The organism is Klebsiella sp. PK01 (assembly GCF_057624675.1).
Genome location: NZ_JBYEZM010000003.1, coordinates 43,062 through 57,656 on the forward strand (window position 1 = coordinate 43,062; position 14,595 = coordinate 57,656).

Below are 14,595 nucleotides of genomic sequence, written 5' to 3' on the forward strand. Positions count from 1 at the left end.
GCATTCCCTTCTTTAGCGATGCAAGCGTAAGGTGCTGGCAATAGAGGATATTGCCGCAATAGCGCAGGCGAAGCCAAACACATAAACGGCAAACTGTGCGCCGCCCGGGCCGGTTAAGCCGTTCAACAGCGCAATGACCATCGCCACCAGCGCCGCACCGATGGACTGCCCTGTCGTCCTGGCCGTTGATAGCACGCCGGAGGCCGTTACCGTGCGATTTGCTGAAACATTGGCAAACATCTCCTTGTTGTTTGGCGGCAGGAATAAGCCATACCCCACCCCGCAAACGGCAACGCGCCACAAGAAATCATTCACCGTCGCGGCGTGCGGCAATAGCGCCAACGACCCTAAGCCAAGACAAAAGATAACCACCCCGACGGTAGAAATTTGCGTCGGATTAAAACGGTTTGACAGTCTTCCCGCTACCGGGGCGCAGAAGGCGACAGCCACCGGCCACGGCGTAAAGATAAACGCCGATTCAAGCACTGAATAGTGATAGCTATGTTGCAACACAAACGGTAAGCCGACCAGCGCCATTCCCTGAGCCACGAACATAGAGACGGATGAAAGCACCGCAAAGCTATATTGCCGTGAACGAAATATATCAAGCGGCAATAAGGGGTGCTTTGCTCGTGTCTGGACGATAATAAAGAAAGCAAATAACGCCACTGACGCCGCCGCGCAATAGATAAGCGTCAGGCTCTCCCAGCGGCCAATTTGATCGACTGCCACCACCATCAAGCCCAATGCCGCTGCCGAACTCAGAGCCCCTGCCCAATCAAAGCCCTTCTCCTTTTCGTTATCCGCCCCTAATGAAATCAGGGAGAAAATAATCGCAGCGCCGCCAAGCGGGATATTGATATAGAAAAGCCACGGCCAGGAAAGATACGAAATGATAAGTCCGCCCAACGCCGGACCGATTGCCGTGCCAACCGCAAAGGCCAGCGCATTCAGCCCGAATATCGTTCCTAGCGCGCGAGGTGGAAAAATAACCCGGTACAATCCCAGCCCCACGCTTATCATGACCGCATAACTTACCCCTTGTAGTATCCGCATGGTAACCAGTACGCCAAAGGTCGGCGCAAGGCTACAGCCCAGCGAAGAGAGCGTAAATAACACCATTCCCGCCGTGTAAAAACGCTTCTCACCGATTCTGCTGCCCAGGGACGCGCAAATCAGCATCGTCGCCGCGCTGGCTACCTGATAGCCGTTGGTGATCCAGATACTGGACGCCGAATCGACCTGTAACGCACTGGCAATGGTGGGCAATGCGATATTGACAATAGAGCTATCCAGCGCCGCCATCAGCACGCCAATTAATATGGCCGCGGCGGCTAAATAGCGCCTCGGCGCCTCAAAACCTTGATCAAGAGTACTACTACTTACCAACGACATATCCGCAGGTCCTTTATTAGAATGAAATTACGCGCACAGACTTTCGCTCGCGACGCTCGCCCCTTCGAGATAGGTCAGCATCCCAAGCATAAGTACCTCCTCAGGCCGGGCGATAACCGGAGAGCGCGGCGTTTTCCACGGCTGCTTGCTGCCATTAATACGGATGCTCCTGAGGAAGCAGTAAGCGGTGAGGACATAAAAGCGATGACGCATATTCTCGCCCATTATCGGCAGCAGCCCGGAAATACCGCCAATTTCCGGAATTTCGCTGAGAATATTGCCGTAATCCTGTTTCGCCAGAACAAACATGAGTGCGTCAGACATCGGTACCATTTTCACTGCGTCTTCAACCTCGGCTGCCAGCTCATGCCAGAACGAAAAAGCAAAGCGCGAAAAGCCGAAAAGGGGATCGAGGCCACTGACGGAAAAATCAGGATCGATGAAATGAGTCAATGAACGTTCTTCGTCATAAAGCACGTTGCCAAAGTGAAAATTGAAATGAGCCTTTTCTACCGATCGGAATTCTTCACTACGCGCCATCTCGATCGCTTTTTCGATAACCTCTCTGGCGGTAATGCTAAAACGGACGCCATTCAGTAAAACCGGTTTATCAAACAGATCGTGCGCAAATCGCGTAGCTTCCCACTCCTCCTGCAACCTGGCTGGCATATCGCTGACCCGTGCAGGTTGGTTTTCTATCTCCAGTCCAATCGCGGTTTGGATGTTCTCCAGGGCATTCAGAACTATTTTGCGCCGCGCCGCGAGCGTCCTTTGTTCATCAAGCACGATAGCCGATAGCGGAAGTGAGGCTTTCTTTTCCAGAACATAAAACTGACGTCCGGCGGCAACCCCCTCATGTAACACCGGCACCATCAGTTCCGGATAAAGAGTATGTAACGCGCGGATTTGCTCAACCTCAGCCTTTAGCTTGCTATTGAAATCAGGAGACATGGCGGTTTTCACCACAAAACCAGAATTTAAAAAATCAACGGTATGGGAACGTGTCATTTTTCAATCTCCTGAAAGGTCGCCACCGGTAGACCTTGGGCAATATTGCGCGCAACGGCGCGAACAACTGCGGTATACCCTACCGAATTGTTAACAAAGGACTGGATAATCACTTCGCTCAGATTCTGCTTCGCCAGATATGCGGGTCGAAGAATGAGTAAATGGTTAGCGTCAGAGAGAATTGTCGAACAGCGGCGCTCATAAGCATAAGCGCGTCCCCCAAGAGGCGACCGCGAGGCCATCACTACATGAGGATGCAGCTTGTTCACGCGCTCAATAGCGGCTTCAATTAAACCAGTCGTTAAAGCACCGTTATCTTCGACGATAAAGCGGTTAATCTGATAGCCAGGGGCATGAACTGGCGCGCGAAGCGACACCGTATTCACCAACGGCGCCCACGGCATAACTTTTTTCTGGCTCATGGCAATTTGCGAGAAGCTGGGACGCAGATTGTCGCGAGCATCCTGCATACGGCCTTCAAAGGAGCGAGTGCCAAGTACGCCATTCGGCGTATCTGGATGCACAATATCGGTTTCAACCGACACAATTTGCGAAGCGTTGCCATGGATAGCATTTAGTGCCTCAACCACAACACGTAATGAAGCATGCATCCCATTGGTCTGGCAGGAACCCAGACAGTACATACCAGAACTTACTACCTTACGCTGAATCGTACTGATATCGTCACTCGTCAGATCGCCAAGGCAGCCATAAATACTTTTTAGGCTATCAGCCTCAGCGACACCCAGCACTACATTGGCCAGCTCCTGCATGTTGCGAGCCACAGGACTGTGCTGATCCATATCCTGTTTGCTGGTGGCAATAAAACCGATATCAAAGCGCCCGTTAACGGGTGGGCACACTTTGGCTAAATCGCCAAAGAAGAAATGAATTTCACGACCGTCAATTTGCAGCGTATCGTCATTGATTATCTCGACCCGGGATTGAATGCCAGGTTGCGCCATCGCCAGACGCGCCACAATGCCATCAATCGGACGTAACTCCGGATAGTGTTTATCAGTAGCAGGCGGATTCGTTACTACGGTCTGCACCACGAAACCATCATTCTGCGGATCGTTTTGAATCAACAGATTTGCGCCAATCTCTGCACCACAGCCAACCAGTATTGCCTTTTTCACTTCATTCACCTTTAGCGTTATAAATTTATGTCAATGATTCAGAAATGGATTAATGCCAGGAAAAAAGTTTCAGGAACTCATTAACAGACATAGTCTCAAGCGCCGGGCCAGTGGTCAGGATATCGGCCAGTCTGTCCGCCCGATCGCGTAGCGGGCTGTCTGAAAGATTCAGATGGAATTTGGTTAGCAGTGCGTCAAAACACTCCTCACGACGGCGGACGTGACCAAGCGGATATTCAATAAGCTCGGCAATCTCCTCCGTCATTCCACGACATTTAATGTACAGCGCATTCGGGATCGCGCGTTTTTCTGGGTCGTAGTAGCTTTCGGTAAAAGAAGGACGTTCAGTACAGGTAATTTTGTGGCGTAAGGCTTCCAGTTGCGGATCGCAGGCCAATGGCTCATGGAAATCCCTAATCGTCAGATTTCCAGTTTGTAGCCCTACCGCTACCATATATTGCAGGCAGTGGTCGCGATCGGCTGAGTTATTCAGCACACCTGATTTATCAATAATTTGAATCGCCGGACGCGTCGTTTCAACGCGAACATATTCGATTGATTCAGGTGAATAACCGGCGGCAAGTATTTTTTCACGCAGGTTAATTGCCGCCTCGACCGCGGTCTGAGCATGATATTCAGCAGGATTGGGAACTTTAAACAATATGTTATTGATGACGAAGTCTGAGAGATCTCGCGTCAGGTTGAACGACTGACCGCGTAGCACCGCATCATCAAATCCCCAGCGTTTAGCCGTTAACGCCGTCGGATACCCCATCTCATCTGCCTGGGCAAACAGCGCCAATTGCAGTCCGCGAGCTGTGGCATCGCCGGCGGCCCATGATTTACGGGTGCCTGCATTAGGTGCATGTCGGTAAGTTCTGAGCGCATGGCCATCAATTATCACGTTGGAAAGCGCACTCAGCGCCTGATCCTTCGATAATCCCATGATCTGTGCGGCTGCAATCGCCGAAGCCACCTTGACCAGCACGACATGATCAATACCTAGCGCATTAAAACAGTTCGACAGGCACAGTACGCCATGAATTTCATACGCCCTGACCATGGTGTTCAGAACCGCCGCCATACTCACCTCTGGCTGGGCGCTATCGGAGAGGCTCCGCCACGCGGCAGCGGCCAGGATTGCCCCAAGGTTATCGGACGGATGTCCCCACTCTTGCGCCAGCCAGGTATCGTTAAACTCAAGCCAGCGGATCATCGAACCAATTTGAAAAGCCGCTTCGATTGGCCCTAACCGCAATGGCGTCCCCATGACCGGGACCCCCTGAGGGTTGCGACTGAATTGCGCGCTGCGCATGAGTCTGGAACAGTCGGCATCTGTAGAGGCGGCTATCGCGCAGCCTATTGAATCCAGCAGACAAAAACGCGCCATCCGGAGCGTCTCATTATTAAAGGCTGTTTGCTCGTAGGCATAATCAACCAGATCGATCATTATTTTATCAAACTCAGCGTGCGCCATGTTTTATCCCATAAACGAAATGAAGGTTTCATCAATACGAGTAATAAAGGCCAGAAAAGCGAGATGACTGAATACAAGAGGATGCGTAACCACTTGATTATAAAATGAATAATTGGCCTTACTGATTAAATCGTAATTGGCGCAGCAATAAAAAACCAGCGAATAAAATCGAGGTATTCATCGAAAAGATTGATACCTTAATGATATTCAACAGAGCATGGCTCATTGCAATGGAGATTCAGGGCATACGAATTGATATACGAATAAGCTTATTGATGTCGAACGTCTTCGCTGTGACGCTCTCTGGCCAGCACTACCAACACTGGCAATTAGAAACATGATGACAAAACAAACGTCACAAATTATAAATACAATTGCAACATTAAACTAACTTTTAGCATGAGGTCTCAAATGAAGCTAAGTGAACTTCTTGCGTTCGTGACGGTGGTGGAGACAGGGAATATAACCCAAGCCGCAGAGCGCCTGAATCGAGTGCAATCAAGCATTTCCCACCGAATACGAAGTCTCGAGGACAACCTGGATGTCACCCTGTTAGACAGGAAAACCGAAGGATGCACTCCCACAGCGCAAGGCCAGATACTTTATGAGTATGCACTCAAAATTCTGAACCTGGCGGACGATTGCAAAAACAACATTTCCTACTCTAAAAGCAGTCAGTTGACGATAAGAGTTGGAATAATTGAATGTTTACCCCCCTATATTATTAGTTCCTTGATTGATTTAGGCCAGGAGCTGGGCTGGAACATCGACATATCAATCGGCAACACAATTAGTTTGCTCAGCGCCTTTGATAAAAACGAATTTGATGCGGTAATTATTGGCGCCGGATTTTCCAATACACAACATGCACGTTCCATATTGCTCTCAAGCGAGCTGGTAATTATCACCGACAAAAATCAACCTCCTATTACTGATATCTCCAGTCTGGATGGCGAAGTCTTTTTGCTCAGTAGTAAAAAATGTGCAACGTCTACGCGCAACTTCAATGTGCTGTTCAATGAAGGCAATATCACGCCAAAACGTGTCGTTGAATGCGGATCTTATCCAGTGCTGTTCTCAAGCATTGCCGCGGGTAAAGGGGTATCGTTGGTGTTGCGCTGTTCTATTAGTAGTGAAGTTAAGAGCAAGATTAAGATTCATCAGCTCTCCGGGCAGTTCAATGACTTCAAAATAGAGTTGGTGTACCGAACAGACTGTGCCTATCTGGATATCGCCAAATTCACCGGTATGATGACCTCTGTGTTCCAGGATCCTCGGCTGCGCGATATCGGTTATTAACTAACTCATATGAACTGCAAGAATTATGCTCGCACCATATTATAAAATACACCAACCTATCGAAGACGATCGGTAAAGGTGATTAGCGGGGATATGTTGTCATTCAAGGAAAATCTTGTAGAAAGCTGCGGCTTTCATACTGATTAAGCAGTAAAGCGTGGGAGTGCATCTCATTGACGCATGCCTCCCACCAGAAATGCTGAATATTCAATCTGTCATCACGAGGGTTCGCGCAGGCTGACCAACCTTCTTTCCCGAAACTTTGCCAGGATCGTTTTCATCATTGGTACTTCGAAGTATTTGTATAAAAAAGCGGCGAAAGCAATTGACAGAACCAGAGCAACAGCGATAAGCCCAATCCCTTCAGCTAAATCAAACTTTCTTCCTGCCGTTAAATTCAAAAAATAAAACAGTACTAAGAAATGAACCATATAGAATGCATAAGAGATCTCTCCTAACCAAACCGAGGTTGGCGAATTCAATGCAGTTTTCCTGGTTTTCAAGTCATCGCCGGCAAAAGAGGTAATTAACAAGCAAACAGGAATGATAAATACGACACTCATACTAAATTGGTATGGAATATACATAGAAGCAATATACGTTGCCACCAGTAAGGCAAGTGATACCGTTTTCGACAACATAATTGCCCGGCCATTGATGAGTAGTCGTGCAGCAAACATACCGGCCAGAAACTCAAAAATACGTGCCGGAGGGAAAATATACGAAATCCAGAAATGATGTTGAGAAATAGGGAATGCTCCCATCATTTTATTCGGTTCAGCCCACAGATAGATCGCAACCTGGACTGCTAACGATGCCATTGTGACCAACAACAGAGCAAATAAATCATGCTTTGTCGGGATCGTCTTCATAATCCGGTAAAGGAATGGAAAAGAGAGATAAAACATCGCTTCGATGCATAAAGACCAACTCGGCCGGTTACCAACGAAAAAGTAATGTACATCGTTAAACCAGGTATTCACCAACAGCAGATTGGTCGACCATAATTTATATTGATAAATACTGACTGCACCAATTAAAAATGCAACCAACCATGTCAGGAAATGTGTTGGATAAATTTTAGCAAAACGCCGCAGATAAAAATCACCAACGGTATCCGTATCTTTCGCGGACCATACCATGATAAACCCGCTCAAAATAAAGAAATATGACACTCCCAGCCAACCAGCTTTACCGACAATAACGGTATAGATATGTTGAATCGTCGGATTAGCGAATGGGGCGAGATCGCTGGGCAATGATGCATGAAATAAAAAAACTAAAAAAGCAGCCCAAAACCTGCTTCCGGTGATGGAAGGAAGCTTAGGCCGCACTGAAAATGCTCCTGCCGCTATTGGTTGCATCCCTGGCGTGATATGTGCTTCACCGTAAAGCTCATCACTACTCATTTCTTTTGTTATTACAGAACTCATTACACTCCTCCACAGATGGTATTTTTATATCACCAAGTTATTCTGAAATAGAAAGATGATTACTGGTATAAAAATTAATAACGGCAAAGCAGTATCGACTCAGATTAATGTCTATTACTCATCGGTAATAATGCAATATCCTGTGTTAAGCTTTTTAATATAACCAAAACCCTGCTGACCAAAATGCATACCGCCAACAAGAACTTGATCGGAGCTGGCCATCTCAAGGATGCGCGCACGCGTCTCCGCTGCCAACTGTGGATCATAATCAAAGGCGATAGTGACATCCGGCTTTAATAGCTGAATATGTGGGAAATGCACAATATCCCCCCAAATCAATAGGCTGTTATGACTCCCGACAATGCTATAGCCGGTATGTCCAGGTGTATGGCCTTTCAAGGGAATAGCACGTATGCCGGCAAGCACTTCACCATCATCAATTAACTGAAGCCGATCTTGATACTGTTTAAAAACGCTGCGCGCCAACAGGAAATTACCTTTAACGCGATCGCTGACCGTCGCAAACTGGTTATCGTCTTGCAGATAATCATATTCATCACGACTGATGAATAGCTCCGCGCGAGGAAATATAGCTTCTCCCTGAGCATTGACCAGGCCACCAATATGATCGGGATGAGCATGAGTGAGTAGAACGGCATCAATATCATCTGGTTGTAAGCCCAGTTTAGCTAAATTCTTAACTAAACCGCCCCCCCAACCTTTAATGCCACCAGCACCGCTATCAATGAGGATATTCTTCCCCTGCTGTTGCACTAAAAAGGTATTGATATGAACTGAATTTGGTTCCTCAGGACAGGATTTTTGCTGAATGGCCCTGCACTCCGTTTCATCTACATTTGCCAGTAGCCCGAAGTCAACCTGCAAGTAGCCATCGCTAACCGCAGTCACTAAGACATCCCCAAGGTCCTTCATTGGCAATTTTTCATTCATATTTTATCCTTTAATTTTTAGCGAAAATATTATTGGCTTGATAAAGGAAACAGCGAATTCTCGCCACAACGCCGATCCTCTCTTTAATTAACAAATCTACCTGATGTAAAAATTCATTCATCACCGGCTCGCTACGAAATATTTCTTGTCTGAGTTTTGCCTCGACATAAACTGGCGTACCATAGCCGATTTCAGCAGTGAGATAAGTAATGTGGATATTATTGTCTTTAGCTTGCAGTATCTCTTTGGCTAAATTTGCCAGGGCAATCGAAAATTCAGCAAAGGCGGCGGAATCCAACCGATATCTTGCTGATGTAGATACAGTAATACTGGGCATTTAGAAACTACTCCTGCAACAGATATTTTAGCAACGTGGAACTACACGGTATGGGTAGTCACCAGACGCATGCGTTTAATCACATCCGGATTAACCACCGTGCCCAACTCGGCATCACCACGGCGGAGTTTATCCACCCATTCCATTCCTTTGGTAACCTGACCAACGACGGTATAATTTTGATCTAAATATCGAGCGCGGGTTGAGGTGATAAAAAATTGATGGCAAGCACTGTGCGGATTTCGCGATCTGGCCATGCCAATAGTGCCGCGTTCAAACGGTAAATGATTAATCTCCGCAGCCAGTTTTGGCATTACGCGGGGATCAAACCGTGTATTTTGTAGCGGCTCACCAGTTTGCGCCATAAACCCATCAATAACCCTGGAAAAAGGCATACCATCATAAAATTTAGACTGTACGAGTGTCTTAATCCGCGCCACATGATTAGGGGCAATATCAGAAAATAACTTTATCGTGACGATGCCACTATCCAACTCCATCTCAATAGTATCATCTGCAGAACCTAGCCATTTTAACGCGGCAGGCAACGCGACGGCGCCCGCACATAATCCCAGGCAGCCGCCAATAAATAACCGACGATTCATATCATTTACTCCATTCTGGCGACAGAAATTACCGCCTGTCGCTGCATTTTCTCATTAGCCGCGCTGATTGGCCCCTTATCGCGGCATTGATCTATTAATGTGTTTGCGCTTTCTCAATAAATGTAATGATCTCATCGGTAAGCGCATCCGGTTTTTCTAAATTAGGTAAATGTGAAGCGCCGGGGATAACATGTAATTCGGCATTACGCTTTTTCGCCAGACGTTGCGCGTAGTCTTGCGGAGTCAGCTTATCTTCCGCTCCCCTGACTATAACCGCACTAACTCCATGGATATTCATATTAGTCAAATCAGTATCGGCAATAGCTAAAGAACACCCGGAGAAAGCTTCGACCGTTGTATTGCGCAGCATTTTCCTCAGACCGTCAGCCTCAGGCGAGTCGATAAATTGCGGCGTGACCCAATTACTGATAATTCCTCTCTCAAGGTGCTCAAGACCATGCTGGAAAACATCCTCCGCCCTTGCGCGCCATAGCGAGGGCGGAGCGGCATTCACCAGCGAAGTATCAATAATCACCATCCCCTGTACGCGTTGCGGTAATTTGAAGCCAATCCATTGTGCTATCGTGCCGCCAATTGAAACACCGACGACATAGAACTGATTGATGTTCAGATGATCGACAACAGCAATAACATCATCGGCAAGATCTTCCATTGAAAAAGGCAACGCGTCGACGGCACTGAGTCCATGTCCGCGAATATCCAGGCGGACTACTCGATAACGCTCGGTTAATCGCGGCATTTGCAGATCCCAAAGATGCATATCCGTTCCTAACGAGTGAAGAAGAATCACTGTCGTCGCATTTTCTGGGCCCTGTACATCGACGTGCTGAGTTAATTTCAGTGGTCGGATAAACATTTAAAATCTCCGTATGCTTATTTTTACTTTTATCATTGACTCCGGATGCCGGTACACAGGCTCAGACGCACGGTTATACCAAAGGAATGTTTATCTGTTTAAGCTATCCCGCAAGCGCACTCATCAGGAAAAACGTGAGGTTATTTCCCGCATTAACATCGGATAAATGTTCTTATCTTGTTAGTACTGCTAGTATTATTAGAGTAATTTAATCCTGTGCTCTAACGGATAATTTCGATATCGCTATCGAATTTGTTGATGTGGTAAAGCCCCCCCAATTCCCACCTGCTACGCTTACTACTCCATTCCATAAAAAAGGCTCAACCATGAATATTGATTTATCGGGGAAAGTCGCGCTGGTGACGGCGTCCACGGCCGGTATTGGTTACGCCATTGCGAAGGGGCTGGCGGCCAGCGGCGCGGAAGTGATTATCAACGGCCGCAGCGAACATAGCGTTAATGCGGCGATGGCGCGGCTGCAACAGGAGGTGCCGGGATTCAGGCCCTATCCCGCAGTGGCCGATCTCAGTGACGCCGCCGGGGTGAGTCAACTGCTGCAGGCGGTGAATGAAGTCGATATCCTGGTGAATAACGCCGGTATTTACGGCCCGCAGGATTTTTACGCCACCGATGACGCCACCTGGGAAAACTACTGGCAAACCAACGTGATGTCCGGCGTTCGCCTGTCACGCGCGCTGTTGCCCGCCATGGTGCGTAAAGGCTGGGGACGGGTGGTCTTTATCTCCTCCGAATCGGCACGCAATATTCCCGCCGATATGATCCACTACGGCGTGACCAAAACCGCGCAGCTGTCGCTGGCCCGCGGGCTGGCGAAATACGTCGCCGGCAGCGGCGTCACCGTAAACAGCGTGCTGCCCGGCCCGACCCTCTCAGACGGTTTTGCCGAAATGATGAAAGAGGAAGTCGCCCGCACCGGTAAGCCGCTGGAACAACTGGCGAAAGAGTTTGTTATGGCGCAGCGCCCCGCTTCCGTTATTCAGCGTGCGGCCTCGGTGGATGAGGTGGCCAATATGGTGGTCTACGTCTGTTCGCCGCAGGCTTCTGCCACCTCCGGCGCCGCGCTGCGGGTCGATGGCGGCGTGGTCGATGATATTGTCTGAATTACCCGCTAAGCAGGGTGAGCAAAGCCCCCCTGAGATTGATGACAAACCTCATGCAACCGTTGGACTTACAGATTGCAAGAGACAAATAACAAGGAAAATCAATTTATTGGTTTTCGGCTGATAACCACAAAGAAGGAAAAACCACGCTTTTTCCTTCTTTGTCAGCAGTCTGGGGGGAGCAAAGCTCCCCTTTCTCACCTGTAGTTGCGCTATTTAGCGCTAAATAGCTCAAAAGGTTTAAAACACGCCGCGATGTCGCACAAAGTGAACAGGAAGTAACATTCATGATACTTATCATTGCTGTTTTGAACATAAATAGTGGTGTTAATGTCTGTCATCAGAAGCTTACTTTTCTTTCTCGGCGCGGCGGTGGCTTCCGCCATCGCAGTACTTTGTTTGTGGGTGGATATCCGGGTGTTTGGCAACGATATTCCGGAGATTTCGCTTACCGAGGTGGTGCAGGAGGGCGTGCTGGCGATAATCGTGCTGATTCACTTCCTGCTGGCGAAAAAATATGAGCTCCTGCGCTACTGTAATATCCTCGTTGGCGGCTTCTTCCTGGCGATGCTGATCCGCGAACTGGACGCGCTTTTTGACCTTATTTCTCACGGTAGCTGGGTATGGTTCGCGCTGGCAACGACGATAGCCGCGCTAATCGTTCCACTGCGCCATTCTCGTCAAACGCTGTCGCAACTGGCGCAATACACCCGCACGCCTTACTACGGCATGATGATAAGCGGCCTGCTGGCGATTCTGGTCTTCTCACGATTGTTCGGCATGCATGGCTTATGGTACGCCGTACTTGATGAGAACTACGCGCGGGTGGTGAAAAACACCGTTGAAGAGGGTAGCGAGTCGTTCGGCTACATGCTTTGTCTGACCGCCTCAATCGGTTACTACTGCTATTTCCGCTATCAGGCGCGACAGAAAGCGCCGTCGCAAAGCTAGTTGAGTTGTCCGCCAGAATCTCGTGCGCTGGCGGCAGCGTGAATTATCCCTGAATTTTCCACTTTCTCTTGAGCACATTTTTGTCCTGACCATCCAGCCAGTGGTTCACTTTCTCAAGTAGCGCCGGATTATCCTTATTCATCATATAAACCTTATAGCTGGCGGTGCCGGGAAACGGCGTCTCATTCGCTACGCAGAACACGCCGGGCTCCTTGCTCTGATAATAGTCCCCTTCAATCAGGTCGGTCACCATCATATCGGCAGTTTTTTGCCGCAGCGCCTGCAGATTATCAACATTGTTCTGCACGCGGATGATCTGCGCATGCTTGATATGTTCATCAACGAAACTTTGGTTGGTGCCGCCGGGGTTCACAATCACCTTCACATTCGGCTGGTCGATTTTTTCAAGGCTGCCGAGCGCTGGCGCGGCGCTGCAGTTCGCCAGGGCGATTTTACCATTGGCCACCACCGGATGGCTCAGGGAGAAATCTTTCGCGCGTGCCGTCGTCTCCGTTACGCCTCCCATAGCGATATCAAACTTATCGGCTTTTAAATCCGTGGATAACGTTGGCCAGCTGGTGATAATAAACGTCACCTTCACTCCCAGCGTTTTACCCAGATCGTGCGCCATATCGACGTCGTAGCCGATAAGTTCGCCAGCGCCGTTATGAAACGCCAACGGCGCGTAGTCCCCCGGTACGCCGACTTTTAACTCGCCGCTTTGTTGAATCGACTGCATATCGCGCGCATGGCCCGCCAGTGCGGCCAGGGATAGCGTCAGGGCAAGCACCGCCTTCACTTTCATTTTATGATCCTTTTTTAATCATCAGTTTTTTGGTTATCACTCTGTCTGTCGCTGACGGCAAGCAAAATTATCTCTCTACCGCTCCGGCCCACAACCACATTGTTAACGATATGTTTTATTTTTGTGATGCACAACCAGGATTCATTGCACCTGATTTGTGCAATGAATAACCAAATCCTACGCTCAGGATCCGCTCACCTCCCAATAGATTAGCGATATTGCTGGAAATACTATTTCCCGCAATAGCTGGCACACATCGTGCTTTGTTAATTGAGTATCAGAATTCTGTTAAATGAGAGCGAACTATCATTAAGGGCAGAGATGAACGATAGCAACGGCTTGTTTCACATTATTGAATCCACTTTCAGCCAGCTCACGCCGAGCGAAAAGCGTATTGGCAGTTGGCTGTTAAGCCATCGGGAGCATATCCCGTTTGAGACCGCCGACAGCATTGCGCAGGCCACCGGCACCAGCGGGATAACCGTAGGCCGCTATCTGCGCAAGCTGGGCTATCGCAATCTCGATGACGTGAAGCACAGCCTGAAAGAGCCCGCATCAACGCCCTATCGCCAGTGGGGAGTGATTGACCGGCTTGACTCCTGGTCACAGCAGCAGGCGCAGCCGGATCGCGCCAGCCTGTCGTTGCAGATGGAGCTGGATGCCATTCGCTATGTCTACCAACTGGCGCAGGAACCGACCTTCGCCCGCGTCAGTCAACGCATCGCCGAGGCCGACGCGGTTATCATCATTGGCATTCAGTCGACTCGCGGCATCGCCAACACGTTCTTCAGCCATCTGGAATACCTGCGCCCGCGCGTGACCTACGCCGACGGCAGCTCTGGTAGCTGGCTGGAATCATTGAATTCTGAATACCAGCACCCCTATGTGGTGCTGACCGATACCCGCGCTTACTCCGTCGCCGCGCGCCAGTTTTGCCGGGTCGCCTGCGAACGCGGAGTTGCCACCGCGCTGGTCACCGATATCTGGTGCCCGTGGGCGCGCGACTATCCGGTTGATTTACTACAGGTGAAAACCGATACCGGCCACTTCTGGGATTCGCTGGCGCCGATCGGTTGTCTTTTTAATCTGCTGCTCTCCGCGGTGGTGGAACGGCTGGGGCCGAGCCTCTCCAGCCGCCTTGCCGCGAACCGCGCGCTGCAGCAGGAATTTGGTCAGTTTGAACGTTAAGGAAATTTT

The 14,595-nt window shown here is 49.2% G+C and carries 14 protein-coding genes; 4 read left to right on the forward strand and 10 right to left on the reverse strand.

From position 1 onward, the window contains the following. Nucleotides 1-12: 12 nt before the first annotated feature. From AC22LX_RS09805 to AC22LX_RS09820, 4 genes are read right to left on the reverse strand one after another with little or no spacing between them, the layout of a single operon-like run. The gene (locus tag AC22LX_RS09805; RefSeq protein ID WP_047050258.1) at nucleotides 13-1,395 is read right to left on the reverse strand and encodes an MFS transporter; all 1,383 of its coding nucleotides are present in this window, start codon (nucleotides 1,393-1,395) and stop codon (nucleotides 13-15) included. 27 nt (nucleotides 1,396-1,422) lie between these two features. Then, on the reverse strand, nucleotides 1,423-2,403 hold the full coding sequence (locus AC22LX_RS09810) for an aminoglycoside phosphotransferase family protein (protein WP_045395146.1): 981 nt from the start codon (nucleotides 2,401-2,403) through the stop codon (nucleotides 1,423-1,425). Then, nucleotides 2,400-3,542, reverse strand: a complete 1,143-nt coding sequence (locus AC22LX_RS09815) for a hypothetical protein (protein ID WP_045395149.1) — start codon at nucleotides 3,540-3,542, stop codon at nucleotides 2,400-2,402. Before AC22LX_RS09815 ends, AC22LX_RS09810 begins: the two co-directional genes overlap by 4 nt. A 49-nt stretch (nucleotides 3,543-3,591) precedes the next feature. Further along, nucleotides 3,592-5,019, reverse strand: a complete 1,428-nt coding sequence (locus tag AC22LX_RS09820; protein WP_045395151.1) for a bifunctional 2-methylcitrate dehydratase/aconitate hydratase — start codon at nucleotides 5,017-5,019, stop codon at nucleotides 3,592-3,594. A gap of 411 nt (nucleotides 5,020-5,430) precedes the next feature. Between AC22LX_RS09820 and AC22LX_RS09825 the strand changes: the two genes are divergently transcribed. Next, nucleotides 5,431-6,318, forward strand: a complete 888-nt coding sequence (locus tag AC22LX_RS09825; RefSeq protein ID WP_045395153.1) for a LysR family transcriptional regulator — start codon at nucleotides 5,431-5,433, stop codon at nucleotides 6,316-6,318. A gap of 218 nt (nucleotides 6,319-6,536) precedes the next feature. Here the strand turns inward: AC22LX_RS09825 and AC22LX_RS09830 are convergent, their stop codons facing one another. The 5 genes from AC22LX_RS09830 to AC22LX_RS09850 all read right to left on the reverse strand — a co-directional run bounded on the left by AC22LX_RS09830 (nucleotide 6,537) and on the right by AC22LX_RS09850 (nucleotide 10,521). Continuing rightward, nucleotides 6,537-7,751, reverse strand: coding sequence for an acyltransferase family protein (locus AC22LX_RS09830; RefSeq protein ID WP_045395155.1), 1,215 nt, complete (start codon nucleotides 7,749-7,751; stop codon nucleotides 6,537-6,539). A 114-nt stretch (nucleotides 7,752-7,865) separates the two neighbouring features. Next, a complete protein-coding gene (locus AC22LX_RS09835) occupies nucleotides 7,866-8,702 on the reverse strand; it encodes an MBL fold metallo-hydrolase (protein WP_045395157.1) in 837 nt (278 codons plus the stop codon). A gap of 10 nt (nucleotides 8,703-8,712) precedes the next feature. Continuing rightward, nucleotides 8,713-9,039, reverse strand: a complete 327-nt coding sequence (locus AC22LX_RS09840) for a hypothetical protein (RefSeq protein WP_045395158.1) — start codon at nucleotides 9,037-9,039, stop codon at nucleotides 8,713-8,715. A gap of 41 nt (nucleotides 9,040-9,080) precedes the next feature. Then, on the reverse strand, nucleotides 9,081-9,644 hold the full coding sequence (locus AC22LX_RS09845) for a peptidylprolyl isomerase (RefSeq protein WP_045395159.1): 564 nt from the start codon (nucleotides 9,642-9,644) through the stop codon (nucleotides 9,081-9,083). A gap of 94 nt (nucleotides 9,645-9,738) precedes the next feature. Further along, nucleotides 9,739-10,521 carry an alpha/beta fold hydrolase gene (locus AC22LX_RS09850; protein WP_045395161.1) on the reverse strand — a complete coding sequence of 261 codons (783 nt, stop codon included), beginning with the start codon at nucleotides 10,519-10,521 and terminating at the stop codon, nucleotides 9,739-9,741. 326 nt (nucleotides 10,522-10,847) lie between these two features. On the opposite strand from AC22LX_RS09850, the gene AC22LX_RS09855 reads away from it, so the two are divergent. Both AC22LX_RS09855 and AC22LX_RS09860 read left to right on the forward strand, forming a co-directional pair. Continuing rightward, nucleotides 10,848-11,642, forward strand: coding sequence for an SDR family NAD(P)-dependent oxidoreductase (locus AC22LX_RS09855; protein ID WP_045395163.1), 795 nt, complete (start codon nucleotides 10,848-10,850; stop codon nucleotides 11,640-11,642). A gap of 330 nt (nucleotides 11,643-11,972) precedes the next feature. After that, nucleotides 11,973-12,593 carry a hypothetical protein gene (locus AC22LX_RS09860; protein ID WP_049061666.1) on the forward strand — a complete coding sequence of 207 codons (621 nt, stop codon included), beginning with the start codon at nucleotides 11,973-11,975 and terminating at the stop codon, nucleotides 12,591-12,593. A gap of 43 nt (nucleotides 12,594-12,636) precedes the next feature. Here AC22LX_RS09860 and AC22LX_RS09865 read toward each other — a convergent pair whose 3' ends face one another. Beyond that, nucleotides 12,637-13,398, reverse strand: coding sequence for a transporter substrate-binding domain-containing protein (locus tag AC22LX_RS09865; protein WP_045395166.1), 762 nt, complete (start codon nucleotides 13,396-13,398; stop codon nucleotides 12,637-12,639). A 321-nt stretch (nucleotides 13,399-13,719) separates the two neighbouring features. Here AC22LX_RS09865 and AC22LX_RS09870 point away from each other — a divergent pair, with 321 nt between their 5' ends. Next, nucleotides 13,720-14,586, forward strand: coding sequence for a MurR/RpiR family transcriptional regulator (locus AC22LX_RS09870; RefSeq protein ID WP_045395168.1), 867 nt, complete (start codon nucleotides 13,720-13,722; stop codon nucleotides 14,584-14,586). Nucleotides 14,587-14,595 lie beyond the last annotated feature (9 nt).

Excerpts from the sequence above, each read along its gene's own strand:
- AC22LX_RS09870 (WP_045395168.1), top strand. The coding sequence starts at position 13,720 with ATGAACGATAGCAACGGCTTGTTTCACATTATTGAATCCACTTTCAGC.
- AC22LX_RS09805 (WP_047050258.1), bottom strand. The coding sequence starts at position 1,395 with ATGTCGTTGGTAAGTAGTAGTACTCTTGATCAAGGTTTTGAGGCGCCG.
- AC22LX_RS09840 (WP_045395158.1), bottom strand. The coding sequence starts at position 9,039 with ATGCCCAGTATTACTGTATCTACATCAGCAAGATATCGGTTGGATTCC.
- AC22LX_RS09820 (WP_045395151.1), bottom strand. The coding sequence starts at position 5,019 with ATGGCGCACGCTGAGTTTGATAAAATAATGATCGATCTGGTTGATTAT.
- AC22LX_RS09825 (WP_045395153.1), top strand. The coding sequence starts at position 5,431 with ATGAAGCTAAGTGAACTTCTTGCGTTCGTGACGGTGGTGGAGACAGGG.
- AC22LX_RS09850 (WP_045395161.1), bottom strand. The coding sequence starts at position 10,521 with ATGTTTATCCGACCACTGAAATTAACTCAGCACGTCGATGTACAGGGC.
- AC22LX_RS09835 (WP_045395157.1), bottom strand. The coding sequence starts at position 8,702 with ATGAATGAAAAATTGCCAATGAAGGACCTTGGGGATGTCTTAGTGACT.
- AC22LX_RS09855 (WP_045395163.1), top strand. The coding sequence starts at position 10,848 with ATGAATATTGATTTATCGGGGAAAGTCGCGCTGGTGACGGCGTCCACG.
- AC22LX_RS09830 (WP_045395155.1), bottom strand. The coding sequence starts at position 7,751 with ATGAGTTCTGTAATAACAAAAGAAATGAGTAGTGATGAGCTTTACGGT.
- AC22LX_RS09860 (WP_049061666.1), top strand. The coding sequence starts at position 11,973 with ATGTCTGTCATCAGAAGCTTACTTTTCTTTCTCGGCGCGGCGGTGGCT.
- AC22LX_RS09845 (WP_045395159.1), bottom strand. The coding sequence starts at position 9,644 with ATGAATCGTCGGTTATTTATTGGCGGCTGCCTGGGATTATGTGCGGGC.
- AC22LX_RS09810 (WP_045395146.1), bottom strand. The coding sequence starts at position 2,403 with ATGACACGTTCCCATACCGTTGATTTTTTAAATTCTGGTTTTGTGGTG.
- AC22LX_RS09865 (WP_045395166.1), bottom strand. The coding sequence starts at position 13,398 with ATGAAAGTGAAGGCGGTGCTTGCCCTGACGCTATCCCTGGCCGCACTG.